General features: G+C 38.6%; 17 protein-coding genes. 6 read left to right on the forward strand and 11 right to left on the reverse strand.

Annotated features, from left to right (window positions below; genetic code table 11):
- Positions 1-6 precede the first annotated feature (6 nt).
- Positions 7-1305: a phenylacetate--CoA ligase gene (locus IKK64_00380; GenBank protein ID MBR4118517.1), complete on the reverse strand. Its 1299-nt coding sequence runs from the start codon at positions 1303-1305 to the stop codon at positions 7-9.
- A 132-nt stretch (positions 1306-1437) separates the two neighbouring features.
- Here IKK64_00380 and ruvX point away from each other — a divergent pair, with 132 nt between their 5' ends.
- Genes ruvX through IKK64_00395 form a run of 3 tightly spaced genes read left to right on the forward strand, consistent with a single transcriptional unit; the run spans position 1438 to position 3184 of the window.
- A complete protein-coding gene (ruvX, locus tag IKK64_00385; GenBank protein ID MBR4118518.1) occupies positions 1438-1863 on the forward strand; it encodes a Holliday junction resolvase RuvX in 426 nt (141 codons plus the stop codon).
- The gene (gene def / locus IKK64_00390; GenBank protein MBR4118519.1) at positions 1860-2417 is read left to right on the forward strand and encodes a peptide deformylase; all 558 of its coding nucleotides are present in this window, start codon (positions 1860-1862) and stop codon (positions 2415-2417) included. Before ruvX ends, def begins: the two co-directional genes overlap by 4 nt.
- Before the next feature lie 35 nt (positions 2418-2452).
- The gene (locus IKK64_00395; GenBank protein MBR4118520.1) at positions 2453-3184 is read left to right on the forward strand and encodes a hypothetical protein; all 732 of its coding nucleotides are present in this window, start codon (positions 2453-2455) and stop codon (positions 3182-3184) included.
- 82 nt (positions 3185-3266) lie between these two features.
- Here IKK64_00395 and IKK64_00400 read toward each other — a convergent pair whose 3' ends face one another.
- The 3 genes from IKK64_00400 to rsfS are packed head-to-tail and all read right to left on the reverse strand — an operon-like array spanning position 3267 to position 6575.
- The gene (locus IKK64_00400) at positions 3267-4121 is read right to left on the reverse strand and encodes a phosphatidate cytidylyltransferase (protein ID MBR4118521.1); all 855 of its coding nucleotides are present in this window, start codon (positions 4119-4121) and stop codon (positions 3267-3269) included.
- A 4-nt stretch (positions 4122-4125) separates the two neighbouring features.
- Positions 4126-6195, reverse strand: coding sequence for an ATP-dependent zinc metalloprotease FtsH (gene ftsH / locus IKK64_00405; GenBank protein MBR4118522.1), 2070 nt, complete (start codon positions 6193-6195; stop codon positions 4126-4128).
- A 20-nt stretch (positions 6196-6215) separates the two neighbouring features.
- Positions 6216-6575 (reverse strand): ribosome silencing factor, encoded by a 360-nt coding sequence (gene rsfS, locus IKK64_00410; GenBank protein MBR4118523.1) that lies wholly within the window; start codon positions 6573-6575, stop codon positions 6216-6218.
- Between the two features lie 254 nt (positions 6576-6829).
- On the opposite strand from rsfS, the gene prfB reads away from it, so the two are divergent.
- Positions 6830-7940 (forward strand): peptide chain release factor 2 gene (gene prfB / locus IKK64_00415; GenBank protein MBR4118524.1). Its coding sequence is split into 2 segments (ribosomal slippage): positions 6830-6892 and positions 6894-7940, totalling 1110 coding nucleotides; the frame shifts between segments, so codons are not numbered across the junction.
- 23 nt (positions 7941-7963) lie between these two features.
- The gene (gene argB / locus IKK64_00420) at positions 7964-8737 is read left to right on the forward strand and encodes an acetylglutamate kinase (GenBank protein ID MBR4118525.1); all 774 of its coding nucleotides are present in this window, start codon (positions 7964-7966) and stop codon (positions 8735-8737) included.
- Between the two features lie 80 nt (positions 8738-8817).
- Here the strand turns inward: argB and IKK64_00425 are convergent, their stop codons facing one another.
- Positions 8818-10326 (reverse strand): catalase, encoded by a 1509-nt coding sequence (locus IKK64_00425; GenBank protein ID MBR4118526.1) that lies wholly within the window; start codon positions 10324-10326, stop codon positions 8818-8820.
- Between the two features lie 209 nt (positions 10327-10535).
- On the opposite strand from IKK64_00425, the gene IKK64_00430 reads away from it, so the two are divergent.
- Positions 10536-13277, forward strand: a complete 2742-nt coding sequence (locus IKK64_00430) for a beta-N-acetylglucosaminidase domain-containing protein (protein MBR4118527.1) — start codon at positions 10536-10538, stop codon at positions 13275-13277.
- 132 nt (positions 13278-13409) lie between these two features.
- On the opposite strand, the gene galE is transcribed toward IKK64_00430, so the two are convergent.
- The 6 genes from galE to IKK64_00460 form a co-directional block, all read right to left on the reverse strand.
- A complete protein-coding gene (gene galE, locus IKK64_00435) occupies positions 13410-14447 on the reverse strand; it encodes a UDP-glucose 4-epimerase GalE (GenBank protein ID MBR4118528.1) in 1038 nt (345 codons plus the stop codon).
- 123 nt (positions 14448-14570) lie between these two features.
- The gene (locus IKK64_00440; GenBank protein MBR4118529.1) at positions 14571-14873 is read right to left on the reverse strand and encodes a nitrous oxide-stimulated promoter family protein; all 303 of its coding nucleotides are present in this window, start codon (positions 14871-14873) and stop codon (positions 14571-14573) included.
- Positions 14860-16254 (reverse strand): efflux transporter outer membrane subunit, encoded by a 1395-nt coding sequence (locus IKK64_00445; GenBank protein ID MBR4118530.1) that lies wholly within the window; start codon positions 16252-16254, stop codon positions 14860-14862. The genes IKK64_00440 and IKK64_00445 overlap by 14 nt, the downstream gene beginning before the upstream one ends.
- Before the next feature lie 15 nt (positions 16255-16269).
- Complete coding sequence (locus IKK64_00450) at positions 16270-19419, reverse strand: efflux RND transporter permease subunit (GenBank protein MBR4118531.1); 3150 nt, start codon at positions 19417-19419, stop codon at positions 16270-16272.
- A 141-nt stretch (positions 19420-19560) separates the two neighbouring features.
- Positions 19561-20712: an efflux RND transporter periplasmic adaptor subunit gene (locus IKK64_00455; protein ID MBR4118532.1), complete on the reverse strand. Its 1152-nt coding sequence runs from the start codon at positions 20710-20712 to the stop codon at positions 19561-19563.
- A gap of 218 nt (positions 20713-20930) precedes the next feature.
- Positions 20931-21515 (reverse strand): hypothetical protein, encoded by a 585-nt coding sequence (locus IKK64_00460; protein ID MBR4118533.1) that lies wholly within the window; start codon positions 21513-21515, stop codon positions 20931-20933.
- Between the last annotated feature and the right edge of the window lie 153 nt (positions 21516-21668).

Raw genomic sequence — 21668 nt, forward strand, 5'->3', positions numbered from 1 at the left:
AATAAATTAAAAAGTTTTACGAAGATCTTTAACTCTCACAGCCTTACCTTCACTCTTAGGAAGTGAGCCTTTTGAAACCAAACGAACATGAGGAGTAACCAAAATCTCATCCTTAATTTGGCGAGTAATCTCTTTAGTAAGTGATTGTAAACGACCATAATCATCGGTAAACATATCGTTCAACTCAACATCAATAGTCATATCATCGTTACTATCTTTAGTTTCAAGAGTAATCAAATAATCAGTGCTTAACTCCTTGAATTGGAGAAGAATAGTCTCAATTTGAATAGGGAATATATTAACACCTTTAAGAATAATCATATCATCGCTTCGTCCTTTCATTCGGTCAAGACGTTTGTGGTGACGACCACAAGGACACTCTCCGGGTAATACTCTGGTAAGGTCGCGAGTACGATAACGCAACAAAGGCATAGCCTCGCGGTTAAGAGTAGTAAGAACCAACTCTCCAACCTCGCCCTCAGCAACAGGTTCCAAAGTGTCAGGGTTAACAATCTCTACAATATAGTAATCTTCCCATATATGCAAACCATTCTGTTCGGTACACTCAAATGCAACGCCGGGGCCACACATCTCTGACATACCAAACGAGTTATAAGCCTTAACACCCAACATCTCCTCAATACGTTTGCGTTGCTCCTCCGAGTGAGGCTCTGCACCAATAATCAAAGTTTTAAGTTTAGTATCCTTTCGAGGGTCAATACCCATCTCAACCATCACCTCATGAAGGCGAGAAGCGTAACTTGGAATAGCGTGAAGAGCAGTAGTGCCAAAGTCTGTAATAAACTTAATTTGACGCTTAGTATTACCAGCGGCAGCAGGAACAGTAAGCATACCCAAATGTTCAGCACCATACTGAAAACCTAAACCACCAGTAAACATACCATAACCCGATGAATTTTGGAATACATCAGAAGGGCGTAAACCAACCATATGAAGGCATCTTGCAACTGCCTTAGCCCACTCTTGAAGGTCTTTCTCTGTATGCAGAATAACGGTAGGGTTCCCAGTAGTACCACTTGAAGAATGAAGTCGTGTACACTTCTCTAATGGTACCGAAGCAATACCAAAAGGATAAGTATCTCTCAAATCTTGTTTAGTAGTAAAAGGAATCTTCTTAAGATCATCCAAACTCTTAATATCTTCTGGTTTAAGATTAATCTCTTCAAAACGTTTCTTATAAAATGGAGAGTTCATACAGTGTTTAACAACTTTCTGTAATCTCTCTAATTGAAGTTTCTCAATCTCGGGACGACTCATCGTCTCCAACTCTTTATGTAAATACATTGTTCTAAGATTTAATAAATTTCAAATAATCATCAAATTTATTAAAACAAAATAAAAAAACAAAGAGAAAACCAAACAAATAGAACTAACTTTTTGCCAATACCCCCTTATTTTGTAATTTTGTAATCAATTATGGCAAGAATATTATCAATAGACTACGGAGCAAAGCGAACAGGAGTAGCAGTAACAGATACCCTGCAAATAATAGCAAATTCGTTGGCAACAGTTGCAACCCATGAGTTAATGAAGTTTCTTACCGACTATTTTGCAAAAGAGGAGGTAGAGACCGTAGTAGTTGGTCTGCCCAAACAAACAGACGGAACATTAAGCGAAAATGCTGCCCGAGTAAAAACCTTTGTTACCAAATTTAAAGAGAAATTTCCACAAATGAAAGTAGTAATGCACGATGAACGATATACAACCGTATTGGCACATCAAGCAATACTATCTGGAGGAGTAAAAAAATCGGCGCGTCGCGATAAAGGACTCGCTGATCGTGTGAGTGCAGTGATAATACTACAAAGTTATTTAGAGCAAATAAAATACAATAAACTATGATATTACCAATCTATCTATACGGAATGCCCGTATTACGTAAGCAAACACAAGATGTAACCCCAGATTATCCCGATTTGGATAAATTGTTGGTGAATATGTACGAAACCCTTACACAATCCGAAGGAATAGGTTTGGCAGCACCGCAAGTGGGATTAGCATTAAACCTCTTAATAATTGACCTTGATCCTATATCAGATACCTATCCTGAGTATAAAGGATTAAAAAAAACAATGATGAATGTAGTAATAGAGGAGTTGGAAGGAGAGAACATTACACGTCCTGAAGGATGCTTAAGTCTTCCGGGAATAAGCGAATCTGTAACACGCAAAGAGAAGATAAAAGTAAGTTATGTAGATGAAAGATTTGAGCCACACACCGAGTGGTTTGAAGGTTATATAGCACGTGTAATACAGCACGAGCAAGACCATTTGCAAGGCAAATTGTTCATCGACCACACCTCGCCCATACGCAAGCAGCTGATAAAAGGAAAACTCAATAATATTCTAAAAGGCAAAGTCTATTGCGACTATCGTACACGAGGAGCAAAAAAGTAATTCGTTTAAATTAATCTCTTAAGCAAATCCTATATATGAAATTCAAGTCAATAATATTATTGATTATAGCACTAATTTCAGTTAATACAATAGCGCAAAACAAAGTTGAAATATATAAAGGAGGAGAGTTAATATATAGTGAGTATATATCAGAGATAGATAGTATAAAATTAAAAAGAAGTATAAACGGACATACCTACGTTGATCTTGGCTTATCTGTAAAATGGGCAACTTGCAATGTAGGAGCCACTTCACCTGAAGAGGCTGGAGACTATTTTGCATGGGGTGAAACAGCCTCAAAAAGTTGGTACGATTGGACTACATATAAATTGTGCGAAGGCTCCCGGGAAACAATGAATAAATATTGTAGTAAATCAACTTTTGGAACAATTGATGATAAAACCCAACTTGATTTAGAAGATGATGCCGCACGAATTACTTGGGGAGGAAGTTGGCGAATGCCAACAAAAGAGGAGCAAGATGAATTACGCGACACAAATAACTGTGAATGGTTTTTGCAGACAATTAATGGCGTAAGTGGATATACTGTAAAAAGTAAGAAAAACGGAAATACAATATTCTTGCCAATAGCAGGATATTATAATGAGAATAAGAATCTTATGACAGCAAACGGCTATTATTGGTCAAGTACTCTTTATATAGATTATTGTAATAATGCGAGGTTCTTGCAATTGACATTAGATAATATATCATCAAGTCTTGCTCCACGATATTATGGATACCCTATCCGTCCTGTGAGTGAGTAGAATATGCATATTTAAAAATCAAGCGAGTTATCCAGAGATAACTCGCTTGATTTTTATCAACTAAGATGGATAACATCTCCTCTTACATTACAATACTTAGGTATATATAAGCTGCAGGAGCAGCCATAAATACACTATCAAAGCGGTCCATCATACCACCATGTCCGGGAAGTATCTTGCCTGAGTCTTTAACTCCGTAAGTACGTTTCAAAAGAGATTCAGTTAAGTCACCCATTGTAGCCGAAACTACCACAACAACAGCAAAACCTAACCATTTATATAGTTCCATTGAGTTTAAACCATAGTTCTCAAGAATAGCATAAATACCCCAAGAAGCGAGTAGAGCAAAACCTACGCCACCCCAAAAACCTTCCCACGATTTTTTTGGAGAGATACGCTCAAACAAACGGTGTCTTCCAAAAGTCATACCAGTAACAAAGGCACCAGTATCATAAACCCAAATAATAACCAATAGGGCAAGTAGCATTGTAGGTGTATATATTGAGAGAACTGATAATCCACTAAAAGCAATAAAACTCAAAAGCCCAACGGGAAGAGCAATATATAAGTGACCTGCTAAACTCTTAGCAGCGTATGTAAAAGGCTCCTCTCTCTTAGCATAAAGTTCAGTTATGAAAACAATCATAACATATAACAAGTATGGAGCGTAAGTTATTGCCTTATTCTCAGTTGCATCCATTACCATAGTAGACTCCATCCAAACAATAGTAGTAAGGTATATACCGGCAGTAATGTGCATCATATATTGCATAAAGGTAAACTCGCCTTTGAAAATAATCTTGTAGAACTCATACAATGAAACACCAGTTATGATAGCAAGTAACGCCCATAACGATATAGGATTATACATTATTGCCCATACAACAAAAGCAATAAAAAATATACCTGTGATGCTTCTTACAATAACACTTTTCATAAAATTAATCTTTATCGGTTGTACTATCAGTTTTCTCTTCCTCAACCAAAATGTTGTTAGTTATTACCTCCTCTTCTTCTACGTTCTTTTTCTCGCTTTTCTCCTCTTCACAACTATTGCTTGTTTCAGATGATTTCTCTTCTATGAATCGTTTCTCCTCCTCTAATCTTTTCTCTTCAGCCTCCATAATCTCTTCGGTGCGAGAACTCCATTGACGTTTTCCAAAAATCTTCTCAACATCTTCAGTAAATATAACCTCACGCTCTAAAAGAATTGAGGTAAGAGCGTGGTGTCCTTCGGCTTTCTCCAAAAGAATTTTTTTGGCTCTCTCATATTGCTCTGCAATAAGTCTGTTAACCTCTTTGTCAATTAATTTAGCAGTATCTTCGCTATAAGGTTTAGTAAAACCATAACCTTGACCAGATGAGTCGTAGTACGAAATATTTGGCAACTCAGGGCTCATACCAAAATATGTTACAAGAGCATACGCCTGTTTGGTAACACGCTCTAAGTCGTTAGCCGCACCAGTAGATATTTTGCCAATAAATAACTCTTCGGCAGCACGTCCACCAAGAATAGCACAAATCTCATCTTGAATTTGCTCCAAAGTTGTAATCTTACGCTCTTCGGGTAAGTACCATGCCGCACCTAAAGCCTTACCTCTTGGAACAATAGTAACCTTAACCAATGGATTGGCATATTGTAACCACCAACTCAAAGTTGCATGACCGGCCTCGTGAATAGCGATAGAACGTTTCTCCTCTTCGGTAGTAATCTTTCCACGTTTCTCCAAACCACCAATAATCCTATCAACAGCATCCATAAAGTCTTGGCGGCTCACCTCATTTTTGTTTCTACGAGCCGCAATCAACGCAGCCTCGTTACAAACATTAGCAATGTCAGCACCTGAGAAACCAGGAGTCTGTCTTGCAAGTAAGTCAACATCAACACTCTCATCAATCTTAACACCTCTTAGGTGAACATTAAATATCGCTTTGCGGTCATTAAGTTCCGGAAGTTCAATATATATTTGGCGGTCAAAACGTCCAGCGCGTAAAAGAGCCTTATCCAGAATATCAACGCGGTTAGTAGCGGCCAAAACAATAACACCACTGTTAGAACCAAAACCATCCATTTCGGTAAGAAGTTGGTTTAGAGTATTCTCACGCTCCTCGTTTGAACCCATACCAACATTCTTGCCTCTGGCTCTACCTACTGCATCAATCTCGTCAATAAACACAATACAAGGAGCCTTCTCTTTAGCCTGTTTAAATAGGTCTCTAACGCGTGAAGCACCCACACCCACAAACATCTCAACAAAGTCAGAGCCAGAGAGCGACAAGAAAGGGACATTAGCCTCTCCTGCAACAGCCTTTGCTAAAAGAGTTTTACCAGTTCCTGGAGGGCCTACAAGCAATGCACCTTTAGGAATTTTACCACCTAATACAGTATATTTTTTAGGATTCTTCAAGAAATCAACAATCTCCTCAACCTCCTGTTTTGCCTCGCTCAAACCGGCAACATCATTGAAAGTAACCTTAATAGGTCCGTTCTTGTCAAAGACTTGAGCCTTTGCCTTACCAACGTTGAAGACACCTCCGTTGCCGCCTCCACCGCCGCCAGACATTTTACGCATTATAAAAATCCAAAATACCACGAGTAGTAGTATAGGACCAAATCCCCATATAATATCAGTAAAATCACTACTATCGTCGTATGTGATAGGAACATTAAAGTTGTTCTCTTTCTTCCACTCCGAAGCCGACTCGCTAAAATTATCAGCAGAGGGGATATTAACAATCAAAGTTGGATTCTCCCCAACCTTAGTAATATCTTTCTCAAAAATCTTTGCGCCTAAACTATCTGTAAGAACAGCCTCAATTGTTCCACTATTGCGGAACACCTTTATGGTCTTAATGCCATTGTTCTCGTTTTTGGCAATCTCTTCAAACGTACTCCAAGGAACCTCTTTACTCACCGAATCGTCATTCTTGTAGTAAAGAACGATAAGGGCAATTGCGATGAGCGAATATACCCAATATAAACTTATTTTAAATCCTCCTTTTTTACTCATAAATCTTTTTGAACATGTAATTAATCAAGATCGGGAATCTCTGTTATTTTAGCATCGCTCCAAAGTTGTTCTAACTTATAAAAGTTTCTAACCTCAGGTAAGAACACATGAACATACATGTGTCCATAATCAATAACAATCCATTGAGAGTTTTTGTAACCATCGTATCCATAAGGTTTAATACCTAAGTCAACACGAACTTTCTCTCTAATGTTATCGGCAACAGCCGCAACTTGAGTTGTAGATTTGGCAGTACAAATAATAAAGTTTCTAACAGTTGCACCCTCAATATCAGAAAGGTCTGCAACAATAATCTTACTACCCTTTTTATCTTGAATAGAATCAACAATAGTTGAAATAAGTTGTTCTTGAATATCCATTAAAATCTCTATCGTTATTTATTAATAAAATTACACAGAATTAAAGTACAAAAATAGTGCCAATGGTTAAATTATACAATTATATGCCAATATGTCGTATAACTATGACAAACTATCTTTGCAAAGATAACTCTTAAATGGCAAACCTACATAATCTATAATAGTAAAAATATGCTCTGTAATCAATCTTTTAAGAAAGTTTGGCAAATCCCACAACAAATATTAATTTCGCTGTTGCAAAAAATGTAAAATAGATGATAACAATAGAACAACTGAAAGAGACAGAAGAACGCAAGTTGGCGTTGAGGAGGTATCTTTGACCCCGATGGTAAGAAAATAGAGTTAGAAGAGGAGGAACTTCGTACTCACGTTCCAGATTTTTGGAACGACAGAGACAAAGCGGAGTTGCAGATGAAGAAGATAAAAGAACTCAAATACTGGATTGACGGATACAACCAAGTAGCAGCGGCAGTAGAGGAGTTACAACTTGCCTACGAATTTTTAAAAGAGGGAGTTGTTGAAGAGGCAGACGTTGATAAAGCATACGAAAGAGCAATAAATTTGGTATCAGAATTAGAACTTCGCAATATGTTACGACGCGAAGAGGATAAAATGGATGCCGTAATAAAGATAAACTCAGGAGCAGGAGGCACTGAAAGTCAAGATTGGGCAGAGATGCTAATGCGTATGTATTCGCGCTGGTGCGAATCAAAAGGATACAAACTCGCAATAGACCACCTGATAGAGGGCGATGAAGCAGGAATAAAAACCGTAACCATGCATGCCGAAGGAGCATTTGCATACGGTTACCTAAAAGGCGAAAACGGAGTACACCGTTTGGTAAGAGTATCACCATATAATGCACAAGGAAAACGAATGACATCCTTTGCATCAGTATTCATCACACCCCTTGTAGATGACTCAATCGAAGTAAAAGTAGATGTCTCTGCAATATCGTGGGATACCTTCCGTTCTGGAGGTGCAGGCGGACAGAACGTAAACAAAGTAGAGTCGGGAGTACGCCTACGCTATAACTACAAAGATCCCTATACAGGCGAAGAGGAGGAGATATTGATTGAGAACACCGAGACTCGCGACCAGCCAAAAAACCGTGAAAATGCTATGCGACAACTCCGCTCAATACTATACGACAAAGAGTTGAAACACCGTATGGAAGAACAGGCAAAAGTAGAGGCAGGAAAGAAAAAAATAGAGTGGGGCTCACAAATACGCAGTTACGTGTTTGATGATAGAAGAGTAAAAGATCATCGCACCAACTATCAAACATCCGATGTAGTAGGAGTAATGGACGGAGACTTAGATCAATTCATAAAATCGTACCTAATGGAGTTTGGAGGAGAGTAAAACCCTAAAAAGCAGAGCAAAAAATGGAACAACTAAAAGTAATAAAAGTAGGAGGCAAAATAGTAGAGGAGAGCGATACCCTTAATGTACTATTAAATGATTATGCAAAGGTAGAAGGATGCAAAATACTTGTACATGGAGGAGGACGTTCAGCAACAAAAATATCGGCACAATTAGGCATTGAAACCCAAATGATAGATGGTCGTAGAGTAACCGATGCCGAAACCCTTAAGGTGGTAACAATGGTATATGCAGGATTAGTAAACAAAACCATTGTAGCATCACTACAATCTCGAGGCATAAACGCCATAGGCGTATGCGGAGCAGATGCAGGAATAATCCTGTCAAACAAACGCCCCGCAACACCAATTGATTACGGATATGTAGGAGACGTGGTAAAAGTAGATGGAGAAATGTTAGCCAACCTATTACAAGGCGGAACATACCCCGTAGTAGCACCAATCACACACGATGGAAAAGGAAATCTGCTAAATACCAATGCCGACACCATAGCAAGTGAAGTAGCAAAAGGCGTAGCCGAAAAGTTTAATGTAACCCTAATCTATTGTTTCGAAAAACCAGGAGTATTAATGGATGAGAACGATGACAACTCGGTAATACCACTAATAAACCGCGAGAAATTTGAAGAATTAAAAGCCGCAGGCATAGTATCGGGCGGAATGTTACCCAAACTCCAAAGTGCCTTCAAAGCATTAGAAGCAGGAGTAAAAGAGGTAGTAATTACTCACGCATCGGCAATAGACAACCCTCAAGCAGGGACACATATCGTATTATAGTTTTTAGTTGTTAGTTTTAGCATATAATCTGCTATTCTAACAACTAAAAACTATCCCAGCGAGGTGGCGTTAGCCAACAACTAACAACTACTTGTTGCCTCAAACCTCTCTTTCTGACTCATACCGGCCAATGATTTAACAACCTCCAGATCGAGGTTAAGCATCTCTGCCAATCTTGAGCCATACTCAGTATCGGCAAGGTAGCAGTGAGCACAATGACGCAGTTTCACATTCTCGGTAACAGGCATAATATCAGCAACCGTATTTTTTAGTAACAAGCAACGCTTCTCCTCGCACATTAAACGATATAAATTACCAGGCTGATAAAAACAATTATCATCCCTATCCTCATAAGGGTTATACCTCATACTCTCCCCATCAGTAGGAGAGTAGGAGTATGCAGCACCCTTAGTCTGCCACTCTCCAATACTGTTAGGCGAATAACCCTTGGTAGCACCCATATTACCATCAACACGCATCTGACCATCCCTATGGAAACTATGCATCGGACACCTTGCCCTATTAACAGGAATTTGGTCGTGATTAACACCCAAACGGTAGCGTTGAGCATCGCCATAAGAGAACAATCTACCCTGTAACATCTTGTCAGGCGAAAAACCAATACCAGGAATCACGTGAGCAGGATTAAAAGCAGACTGTTCCACTTCGGCAAAATAGTTTTCAGGATTACGATTTAACTCCATAACCCCAACCTCAATAAGAGGAAAATCCTTATGGCTCCACACCTTAGTAAGGTCAAACGGATTCTCCTTATAGTTTTCGGCTTCCTCCTCTGTCATAATCTGGAAATATAGTTTCCAACGAGGAAAATCTCCTCTGTTAATAGCATCAAACAAGTCGCGTTGATGGCTCTCCCTATCTTTGGCAATAATAGCCTCAGCCTCTTCGTTCGATAAGTTCTTAATACCCTGCTGAGTAACCCAATGAAATTTAACCCAATGCCTAACCCCATCCTTGTTAATCAAACTATAAGTATGAGAACCAAATCCATGCATGTGTCTATAAGAAGCAGGAATACCCCTATCCGACATCACAATAGTAACCTGATGCAGAGCCTCAGGCAGCATAGTCCAAAAATCCCAATAGTTTTGAGGTGAACGCATATTAGTGTGAGGGTCTCGTTTAACAACATGATTTAAATCAGGAAATTGCAGAGGATCACGCAAAAAGAAAACAGGAGTATTATTACCAACCAAATCCCAATTACCCTCATCAGAGTAAAACTTGACAGCAAACCCTCTAATATCACGTTCCGCATCAGCCGCACCACGCTCCCCGGCAACGGTCGAGAATCTCACAAAAAGGTCGGTCTTTTTGCCCACCTCAGCAAAAACGGTAGCACACGTATATTTAGTAACATCTTTAGTAACAGTAAAAACCCCGTATGCACCACTCCCTTTAGCGTGCATCCTACGTTCAGGAATAACCTCTCTGTCAAAGTGAGCAAGTTTCTCCAAATACCAAGTATCTTCCAATAACATAGCCCCCCTTTTACCCGCAGTAAGCGAGTTGGTGTTATCCTCAACAGGAGCCCCCACCTCATTAGTCAAAAACTTCTTATCCTTCATAATACAAATAAATTTACATTATAGAATAATAACCCCCATCTCCCCAATTTTGTTGAAGAAATAATACTATTTCTCTCTAAATTTATACAATATCATCATTTTGCCCTAAATCAACTTGTTGAGTCAGATAAAATGGTTATATTTGCAATTAGTGTGTATAAAACCACAAAAGGTAAAGAGATAATCAAAAACAAACATCTATATAAACTATGTTTAAAATCAGATTTTTATCAATCGTAATGTCGGCTCTATTTTTGATGAGTTGTACGGCAGAGTTAAAAGTGCGTATTAACCCAACACCTCAAAAAATTGAGATGGCTAAAAAGGGTAGTTTGAATGTTGCAAAAGGTTTTGCACCTGAAGGAGAGTCGGAGTTGGTTGCCCAATCACTTGTTCATTTAAATATAACAGAGAATGGTGTGCCCACTTCGTTTATCATTGATAAGGCTATTGCTCAAACAGATAGTATGCTTGATAAGAGTGGAGCATATATCCTTGAAGTAAACAAAGAGGGTATATTTGTTTCGGCATACGATGAGCGTGGAGCATTCTACGCAATACAAACACTAAAACAACTATCAACTGAGAACGAGATTCCATATATGACAATAACTGACTATCCCGATATGCCATATCGCGGAGTAGTTGAGGGATTTTATGGAACACCATGGTCGCACGAAACACGCGTTTCGTTACTCGATTTCTATGGTAAGTTCAAAATGAACTCATACCTATATGGTCCCAAAGATGATCCATATCATAGTTCTCCCTACTGGCGTTTGCCATATCCCGAAGAGGAGGCTCAAAAAATCAAAGAGTTGGTAGGAGCATCAAAACGTAACTATGTTGATTTCATCTGGGCAATTCATCCAGGAAAAGATATTAAATGGAACGAGAGTGATTACAAAAAACTATATGAGAAGTTTGAATCGATGTACGATTTAGGTATTCGCTCATTCGCTCTATTCTTTGATGACATTGAGGGAATAGGAACACGTCCCGATATGCAGGCTCAACTTCTCAACCGCCTACACACCGAGTTTGTTGAGGTAAAAGGAGATGTTGCACCATTGATTATTTGTCCAACCGACTACACTAAACTTTGGGCAAATCCTGCACCAGATGGATATTTGGCACTATTGGGCAAAGTGTTACATCCATCAATACACGTAATGTGGACAGGAGATTTTGTTTGTGGCGACATTACCCCTGAAACACTCGATTGGGTAAGTGAGCGTATCAAACGCCCATCGTTTATATGGTGGAACTACCCTGTAACCGACTATGTTCGTAACCTTATACTTCAAGGACCAGTATATGGATTAGACAGTACAGCAACAACTTCTACTATGGCAGGATTTGTAAGCAACCCAATGGAGCATGGTGAGGCATCAAAATTGGCTCTTTACGGAGTTGCCGATTACACTTGGAATATTAGTGATTACGCTCCTATGGATAATTGGGAGAATGGTTTGCAAGAGTTGATGCCTAACGCAAAAGAGGCATACCGCACATTCGCAATTCACTCATGCGATACCGAAACAGGATACCGCCGTGATGAATCGTGGGAGACCGAAACATTCACAGTTGAGGAGTACACGCAAGCACAATACGATGCATTAATGGCAGAGTTTAAAAAGATAGAAGCAGCACCTGCAACAATCGACTCATTCTGTATAAATCGAGCATTGGTTGAGGAACTCCGTCCATGGTTGGTTGAGTTTGAGAAACTTGGAGTAAGAGGACAAAACACCCTTGAGTTGATAAAACTTTACGAGGCAGGAGAGTATGAGAAGTTCTGGAACTTGTTTGAAGAGAATCGTATGGACTTTGATGAGCAAGCAGCATATCTTGCACACAAATCGGGAACATTAAAACTACAACCCTTTATTGAGAATACAACCGATGCATTGGCAAACAAATACTACTCAACCGTATCGGGAACGCCTCTTGCAGTACGCAAAGCAATAGGAACATTTGCAAACCTTGCAACTACACAAGTAAAGCCAATGTTTGATGGCGACAAAAATAGTTTCTACACATCTGGCGATGCTCAAAAAGATGGCAGTTGGATAGGTATGGACTTAGGAGAGGTAACAGAAGTTAAAACCATCATAATAAATCAAGGTCGCAATGTTCCCAACGATGTTGACTACTTTGATATGGCGCGATTAGAGTACTCTCTTGATGGCGAAAACTGGCAACTCTTACGCGATAACATTAATGGCGTATATGATGTAATATGGGAGGGAGCACCTATTCAGGCACGTTATGTACGTTTGGCACGTAACGATGAGTCGGAGCGAAAGAACTGGGTAGCAGTTCGCTCATTTGAGGTAAACCCTGTAAAACGCGAAGCATCAATATATACCAATGTTGAGCGACTTGCAAATAACCGAGTAACAACATTCAAAGATCAAATAGTAGTAAAACGCGTATTGGAGGTTATAACTCTTAATCCGGGCGAATATGTAGGAGTTGAGTTACCATTTATTGCAACCATAAAGAATGTAGATACAAAGTTTAATGCTCCACTTGTAGCAGAGTATTCACAAGATGGAGAGAAGTGGAGTACAAACTCAATGCCATGCCGTTATATACGTTATATAAATAACTCTTCTTCTGCCGTTGGAATGAAGATGGATAAATTTGACCTTACAGCCGACCTGTCAGGAGCAAACGGAACAGAGAATGTATTTGACAAAAATTTTGAAACAACATACACCCCAACCGAAGAGGCTACAATCATTTTACCCGAAGGCGTTAAAGAGTGTACAATTCTAATGCGTTCAGCAAATGGAGTAAAAGTAAAACAACTATCAGCAACAGGCGAGGAATTAGCAACTGCCGATGTAACATCGTTATACTACTCATTTGCTCCAGTAGCAGAGGTTAAGAAAATCGCAATCACAGGTAACCCCGAAATTTGCGAGATAGTATATAAAAAGTAGTTTTTAACTACAAAATCATATAAGAAAAGGTTGTAACGTGAGCGTTACAACCTTTATCGTTTATTAGTCTAATAAAAATTCTTAATTTCTAATTGTGGCTTTAGCCACGAACTAATTCCTAATTAATATAAATTACATAATACCGTCTCTGCGAAGTTTCTCTTGCCATTTCCAAGCCGAAGCTAGAGTATCTTCCAAGTTCTCTTTTGCAACCCAGCCAAGAACGTTGTTTGCACGATCAGGGTTAGCCCATACTTTTTCGATATCACCTTCGCGTCTGCCAACAATCTTATAGTTAAGTTTAACTCCTGTTGCTGTCTCAAATGCGTTGATAAGTTCAAGAACTGAAACGCCACGACCAGTACCAAGGTTAAATATCTCAACTTTCTCTTCCGATTTGTTGGTTAACATTCTGTCAACTGCTATAACGTGAGCCTTAGCAAGGTCAACAACATTAATGTAGTCTCGGATACAAGAACCGTCGGGAGTATCATAGTCGTCACCAAATACGCTCAACTCTTTGCGAATACCCATTGCTGTTTGAGTAACAAAGGGAACAAGGTTTTGAGGCACTCCATTAGGTAACTCTCCAATCTCAGCAGTTGGGTGAGCACCTATTGGGTTGAAGTAACGAAGAATAATTGCTTTGTAAGGAACTCCTGAGTATATTGCATCTCGAATAATCTCCTCGTTAATTTGTTTAGTGTTTCCGTAAGGCGAAAGAGCAGGTTTAATAGGAGCAGTCTCATCAACAGGAAGAATATCGGGTTGTCCGTAAACAGTACAAGAAGATGAGAATACAATACCCTCAACACCATACTCAGGCATTAACTCCATAAGAGTCATCAAAGAGTCTAAGTTGTTGCGATAGTACATCAAAGGTTTTTGAACACTCTCACCAACAGCTTTACTAGCAGCAAAGTGAATAATACCTCTAATACCTTTGTTGTTCTCAAAAACATCTTTCATAGCAACCTTATCGTTGCAATCAACTTGATAAAATGCTGGACGAGTACCGGTGATACGCTCAATGCCGTCAATCATATCGGCGTTTGAGTTAGATAGGTTATCAACTATAACAACCTCGTAACCTGCATTTTGTAATTCAACTGTGGTATGTGAGCCAATATATCCGGCACCACCAGTTACCAAAATTTTTCCTTTGCTCATATAGCGTTTATATTTAATAAATTAATATTTCCATATCAAGGTTATGCAAAGTTAAACAAACGTATTGATTTATCAAACAAAAAATAAAGGTTGTTTAAAAAAATAAAAAACAACATTATAAATTTATTTTTTGAACTCCTTAATAATGTGAGTAATTGCATCAATAGGGTAGAAGAGTAACATTCTTGGTCCAGCATATCGCATCACCTCTCTAATCTTCTCTCTCATATTTGATTTATAGCAATGAACTTTACACTTTTTACAACTACCTTTATCATTACCAAAAGGGCAGTTATCAAGTTTTGCAAATGCATACTCTTTTAACTCTTTGCAATCACAACATAAAACTCTATTGCCCTCTTTGTATCGGCAATAGAGTTTTATCATTCTTTCCACAGTTCGTTTCTCTCTTTCAATCTCTGTCATAAACTTCAATCTCTCTGCCGCCACCAAGAGCGTGGTAAAGCGAGGTTATAGCATTGAGTTTTTTTAGTTGGTCTTCAGTTTTTGTAAGTTGAGCCGACAGTAATGATTGTTGAGCATCCAACACCTCTAAATATGTTGAAGAGCCTAATGTCAATAACTCTTTAGTATATTCAACAGCATTAGATAGTTTTTCAATTTGCAACTCTCTTTTGCTCTCTTTCTTTAGTTCTGCATCATAAACCGCCAAAGCATCGCTAACCTCTCTACCTGCATCTAACAACACTTGCTTAAAGTTGAGTTTTGCTTGTCCCTCTTGAGCCTTAGCAATTTTAAGTTTTGCAATATTTACACCCTTGTTAAAGATAGGTTGTGTAATAGAGGCAAGAGCGGAGAGTATTAAACCTCCAGGATTTGTTATTGCCGCCCCTGCAGCATTAGTCCAACCAAGACTTCCTCCAATTGATAGTTGGGGATAAAATGAACTACGAGCAATATTAGTGTTGTAATACATTGCAGCTAACTGATACTCAGCATTCTTAACATCAGGTCTGTTTGAGAGTAGCTCAATAGGAATACCTACCTCAATAGGAACATCGCACTTTTGTGAGTCAATTGAGTTTCTTGCGATTGACTTTGGAAAATCTCCAAGCAAGGTAGCAAGAGCATTCTCTTGTTTAGTAATCTCAGCCTTAACGTCTGGTATTGCCGCCGCAATAGAAGCGTGATAAGCCTCATATTGAGCAACGGCAGCCTCATTTGTCATACCACCCTCTTTCATAGCCTTAATAGTCTCAACGCTCTCAGCCCAGCTCTTTTCTGTAATAGTATATATAGCAAGTTGTTTATCCAAAGCAGTAAGAGTAAAGTAGTAATCTGCAATTGTTGCAATAAGTTGAGTGCGAACTGCTTGTTGATACTCCTTGTTTTGAAGTAGGGCAACTTGTGCTTTACGTTTAGAGTTTAACAGTTTTCCAAACAGGTCAATCTCCCAACTTGCGCTTGCACTTGCATTATAACTCCACGATGCAGCGCTACCATCAAAACTGCTTACGCCACCTTCGGGAGTAAGAGAAATTGATGGCAAGAACGACAATCTTGCCGAAGTAAGAGCTGCTTTAGCCTCATTAACCTTCTCTATTGCAATAAGCAAGTTGGTATTATTTAGCAGACCATAATTAATCAACTCCTGAAGTTTTTCATCAGGATAAATATCTGTCCACTCCAAATTACCAATATTGTTTGTAGAGGGTGTGTTGTTCATACCCTCAGGCATACGATATGCACTTGCAACATTAATATCTTCGGGGCGTTCATACTTCTTGTAAATATGACAGCCACTCAATAAAACAGCACTAATGGTTATATATATAAATTTTCTCATCCTTCTTAAAACTAATTATTTAACCTCTGCAACACTATTTTTAACCTCAATAGGTTTAAACCTCTCTTGTAACTTTTCAAACACAATGAATAGGGCGGGAACAACCAACACTTGGCACACCATACCAATAAGCATACCACCTATTGCACCCGAACCTAATGCACTATTACCATTTGCCCCAACACCTGAGGCAAACATCATAGGAAGCAAACCAATAATCATTGCCAACGAAGTCATTAAAATAGGACGCAAACGAGCAACAGCAGCATCAATTGCCGACTCCACAATGCCCATTCCATTTTGTCGGCGTTCAAGAGCAAATTCAGTGATAAGAATTGAGTTCTTAGCTAACAAACCAATAAGCATAATAAGAGCAATTTGTAGATATATATTGTTATCAATACCCATCATCCATGCAAAAATAAATGTACCTGCAAGACCAAAAGGAATAGAAAGAATTACCACCAAAGGCAAGATATAACTTTCATATTGGGCACTTAGTAGCAGATAAACAAATATTATACAAATAGCCAGAATAGCACCAAGACCACCGCTTTGGCTCTGCTCTTCGCGAGTCATACCCGAATATTCGTAGGCATAACCTTGAGGTAGAAACTCTTTGGCAGTCTCTTCAATAGCCTTAATTGCCTCTCCCGAACTATAACCAGGAGCGGGGCTACCATTAACAAGAATTGAGGTAAACAGGTTAAAGCGTTTTATATTATCTGGTCCGTAAACCCTCTTCAAATCCATAAATTGAGTAATAGGAGTCATCTCATTACCATTCTTAATCTTAATACCATTAAGGGCATCTTTGTCAATCCTCAACTCGGGGCGAGCCTGAACCATAACTCTGTAAAGTTTACCAAACCTATTAAAATTTGAAGCGTATAAACCTCCCATATAACCTTGAAGGGCACTCAAAACATCAGATGGAGCCAACCCAGCCTGTTTGCATTTAGCCGCATCCACCTCTACAATATATTGAGGATATGTAGGATTGAAACTTGTTTGAGCAGCAGCAATCTCGGGGCGTTCATTAAGTTTTGCCAAAAACTCTTGCGAAACCTCATAGAACGACTCTATCGTTCCACCTGTCTTATCTTGAAGGTTAAATTCAAAACCATTAGAGATACTATAACCAGTAATCATAGGCATTGAGAATGTCATCACCCTACCATCCTTAACAAGCTCCCTTGCTTGAGCAGCAATTGAGGCATTAATAGCATCGGCACTCTGTGTCTCATCACGTTCCTCCCAGTCGTGAAGTTTGCAGATGAACGAGCCATACGAACTACCAGTTGCCGAACTCAATAAACTGAATCCTGAAATAGCAGTGTATGTTCTGATAGCAGGATTTGACTCAACAAGTTTTTGAATTTTATCCATACTCTCTTTAGTCTTGTCGAGCGAAGTACCGGGCGGCATATCAAGAGTAACAAATATAGTACCGGTGTCCTCATTCGGAACTAATCCCGTAGGAGTAGTAGCCATTAAGAACACAAGCAAGGCACAACCTGCCGCAACTGAACCGAATGCTAATATCTTATGCTTTATAAAGAACGATACACCTTTAGTATATTTCTTTAATGTAGCATCGTATGCAGCGTTAAATGCAATATGGAAACGTTGAATAAATGATCTCTTCTTCTCTCCCTCTTCGTGGGTATGAGGTTTTAAGAACATAGCACATAGGGCAGGAGACAGGGTAAGAGCATTAATTGCCGAAAAAGCAATAGCAATAGCCATCGTCAAACCAAATTGCTGATAGAATGTACCGGTAATACCCGACATGAAACTAACGGGAATAAACACAGCCATCATAACCAACGTAATAGAAATCAAAGCACCCGAAATCTCATTCATTGCCTCTATTGCTGCTGCTTTAGCACTCTTAGCACCCTCTTCCAACTTGGCATGTACAGCCTCAACCACCACTATGGCATCATCCACCACAATGGCAATGGCCAGAACTAAAGCACAAAGAGTAAGAAGGTTAATGCTAAATCCAATCAATTTTAAAACGAAGAAAGTTCCAATCAATGCAACAGGTATTGCAATTGCGGGGATAAGAGTAGAGCGGAAATCTTGTAAGAAGATATACACAACTAAGAATACAAGGATAAAAGCTTCAATCAAAGTTTTTAACACCTCGTGGATAGAAGCAAACAAGAAGTCATTAGTGTTAAGCAACACATCATATACCATACCTGGAGGAAAATCTTCAGACTCTCTGTTAAGTAACTCAGTAATCTCGTTAATGATTTGAGTAGCATTAGAACCGGCACTCTGGTAAATCATAGTAGTAATACCCTCGTGACCATTCGATTTAGTGTCAAGAGCATAACTCAATGAGCCTAACTCAATATCGGCAATAGTCTTAAGGTATAACACCTCACCATTTTTATTTGCCCTAATAACAATATTCTCAAACTCTTCGGGAGTTTGCAAACGTCCCTTATACTTTAACATATATTGGAACGAAACATTCTTGGCATTCTCGCCCAACTGACCCGGAGCAGCCTCAATGTTCTGTTCATTAAGAGCGCTTACAACATCTTGAGGCATCAAGCCATATTGAGCCATAATGTCGGGTTTTAACCAAATTCTCATAGAGTATTCCGAGCCCAATATAAAGGCATCACCCACACCCTCAACACGTTTAATTTGGGGGATTACATTAATCTTAAGGTAGTTGTATATAAAGTTTTGGTCATACGAGTCATCTTCGCTAAAAACGGTAAACGCCATAAGCATACTCGACTGCTTTTTACTTGTAGTAACACCGGCCTTTGTAACCTCCGAAGGCAAAAAACCTTGCGCCTTGGAAACTCTGTTCTGCACGTTAACCGCAGCCATATTTGGGTCGCAACCCGGCTTAAAGTATATGGTAATAGTAGCATCACCGGTATTGGTGGCAGTAGAGGTCATATAGGTCATCTCCTCCACACCGTTAATCTCCTCTTCCAAAGGAGCAATAACACTATTTACCACAGTTTGAGCATTAGCACCTTGATACGAAGCCTTAACCTCAACAGTAGGAGGGGCTATATCTGGGTATTGCAAAATGGGTAACGACATAAGACCGATAACACCGAGAATAACTATAAGAATAGATATTACGGTCGAAAGTACCGGGCGTTCAATAAACTTATCTAACTTCATAATGAATAAATTCTAAAATAATTTCTTTCTAGTTTGAGCCTTGAGAAACTAAAATATATCAATTTCTATATCTGTATTTAAGTCCTAAAAGTCTGACAACTAACAACAGCCCTAAGGGCTACGTTAGCCGGCAACTAATAGCTACTTCATTGTTGCTGCTTTAAGTTTAGCCTCCGATTGCTCTTTAGTAATAGGAGTAATTTTCATGTTATTTTTAACAGATGAGCCAACACCCTCAATAACAACTCTATCGCCAGCCTCCAAGCCTTTAGTAACAATATAGTTTTGGTTGATAGTTAAAGGCTCAACCTCAATCTGTTTATTAACAGTAACGTTGCTATCGTTAAGTACATAAACAAACTTCTTGTCTTGTAACTCGTAAGTAGCAGTTTGGGGAATTAACAACGCATTCTTAATAATTTTGGGAATAAGAACATTACCAGTGTTTCCGCTACGCAAAAGTTGTTTGGGATTCTTAAACATAGCACTCATCTTAGCCGAGCCTGTTTTAGTATCCATAACACCGCTAATAGTCTCAATAACACCCTTCTCTTCATAAACCTCTCCAGTAGCAAGCTTAAGCTCAACGTTAGGCATAAATTTTAGAATATCATTAACACCTCCCTTTTCTGTATAGAATAACATAAACTTCTCATCAATAGAAAAGTTAGCATACACCTTGCTAATATCCGAAACAATAGTTAAAGGCTCAGCAGTAGAGGGCGAAACCAAATTACCAATGCTAACAGGAATATTGCCAACAACACCATCCGAAGGACTCTTTATATAAGTGTAATCTAAATTAGTTCTTGCATTATCTAACATAGCACGAGCCTGCTCCAATTCCGCAACCGATTGAGCCAAAGCGTTCTCAGCAAGTTTCTTTTCGTATTCACTTATAATCCCCTTCTTGGCAAGATTAGCTTTGTTCTGGGCGGTAAGTTTCGAGGTCTCAACCTTAGCCTCAGCAACATGAAGTTGAGCCAAAGCAGTATTATACTCTGCTTGATAAATATCGTGATCTACCTCAAAAAGAACATCACCCTTTTTAACCATATCACCCTCGCTGATATTTATCTTTACTATAAACCCCGAAACCTTACTCCTGATTTCGGCATCAGAATTACCTCCAATAGTAGCAGGAAACGAGTTTTTAACCGTAACGCTATCCTCTTTAACAGTGATAGTTGCATATTCAGGAGGAGTTTGTACTTTACTCTCCTCTTTACACGCAGTAGCACTTAAAACAATACCCATTGCAAGTGCTGCATTTGCAAAAAATCTAAAATTCATTATTGTATATTTTTTAATTTATTATCAATAAATATCACGAATAAAACAATATAAAACTATACCATTTCAACAGATGCAAATTTAAAATATTAATTTACAATATTAACATAAAAATAATAAAATATTATAATATATATATTGTGAATAAGTTAAAAAATAAAAAAAGAGACCACAGTAAAGGTCTCTTTAGTAGAAAGTATAGTATAATTATGTTACATCTATTTCTTAATGTATTCAAACTTATTCTTTTTCATAAAATCATAGAATCCAACCTCGTTTAAGTCTGACGTAATACCAATAGTTCGTAATCCTTTATAATGTTTTTCAAACAACTCTTCCAAATACTCTTTTGAGAGGCGTTTCTCTTCTGGGTATAAAAGCTTTTCGTGTTCCAATATCTGTTCAATAGTAAATTTGGCAGAGATGATTTTTGCAGGAGAACCAACTGCAACAGCGTATGGAGGGATCTCTTTATTAACTAATGAGTTTGCTCCAATTACAGCACCACGTCCAATGTGAGTTCCTGCCAACAAAGTAACCCTTGCACCAACCCAAACATCTTCCTCTAAAATTACGTCTGTCTCTTTATCATTAATATGCGAAATAGCCAAAGAATATTGAGGAATCCCAACGGTAGGAATATGGTTCCCGGTAACAACAAGTAAATCAATTGAAGCACCAGAATACTCTTTCATTATAAATTTACCTGTGTAGTTGTATATAATATGTCCTTTTTGAAGTCGGCTATAATCGTGGAGATAAACTAATTTAGGGTTACTGATAACAGAAGGAAAGTCAAACATAACTTTCTTACCAAATAATCCAAACCCCATTCTTTTAATTTTAATTTTACGAGCAAGGTTGTTGTATCTCCATATCAAATGATTGTATGCTCTTTTAAGAAAATTCATAGTATTGTTGTTGAAATATTATTTTCTTTGGAGGCAAAGATAATA

Source organism: Bacteroidales bacterium, from assembly GCA_017521245.1.
Classification (GTDB): Bacteria; Bacteroidota; Bacteroidia; order Bacteroidales; family G3-4614; genus Caccoplasma_A.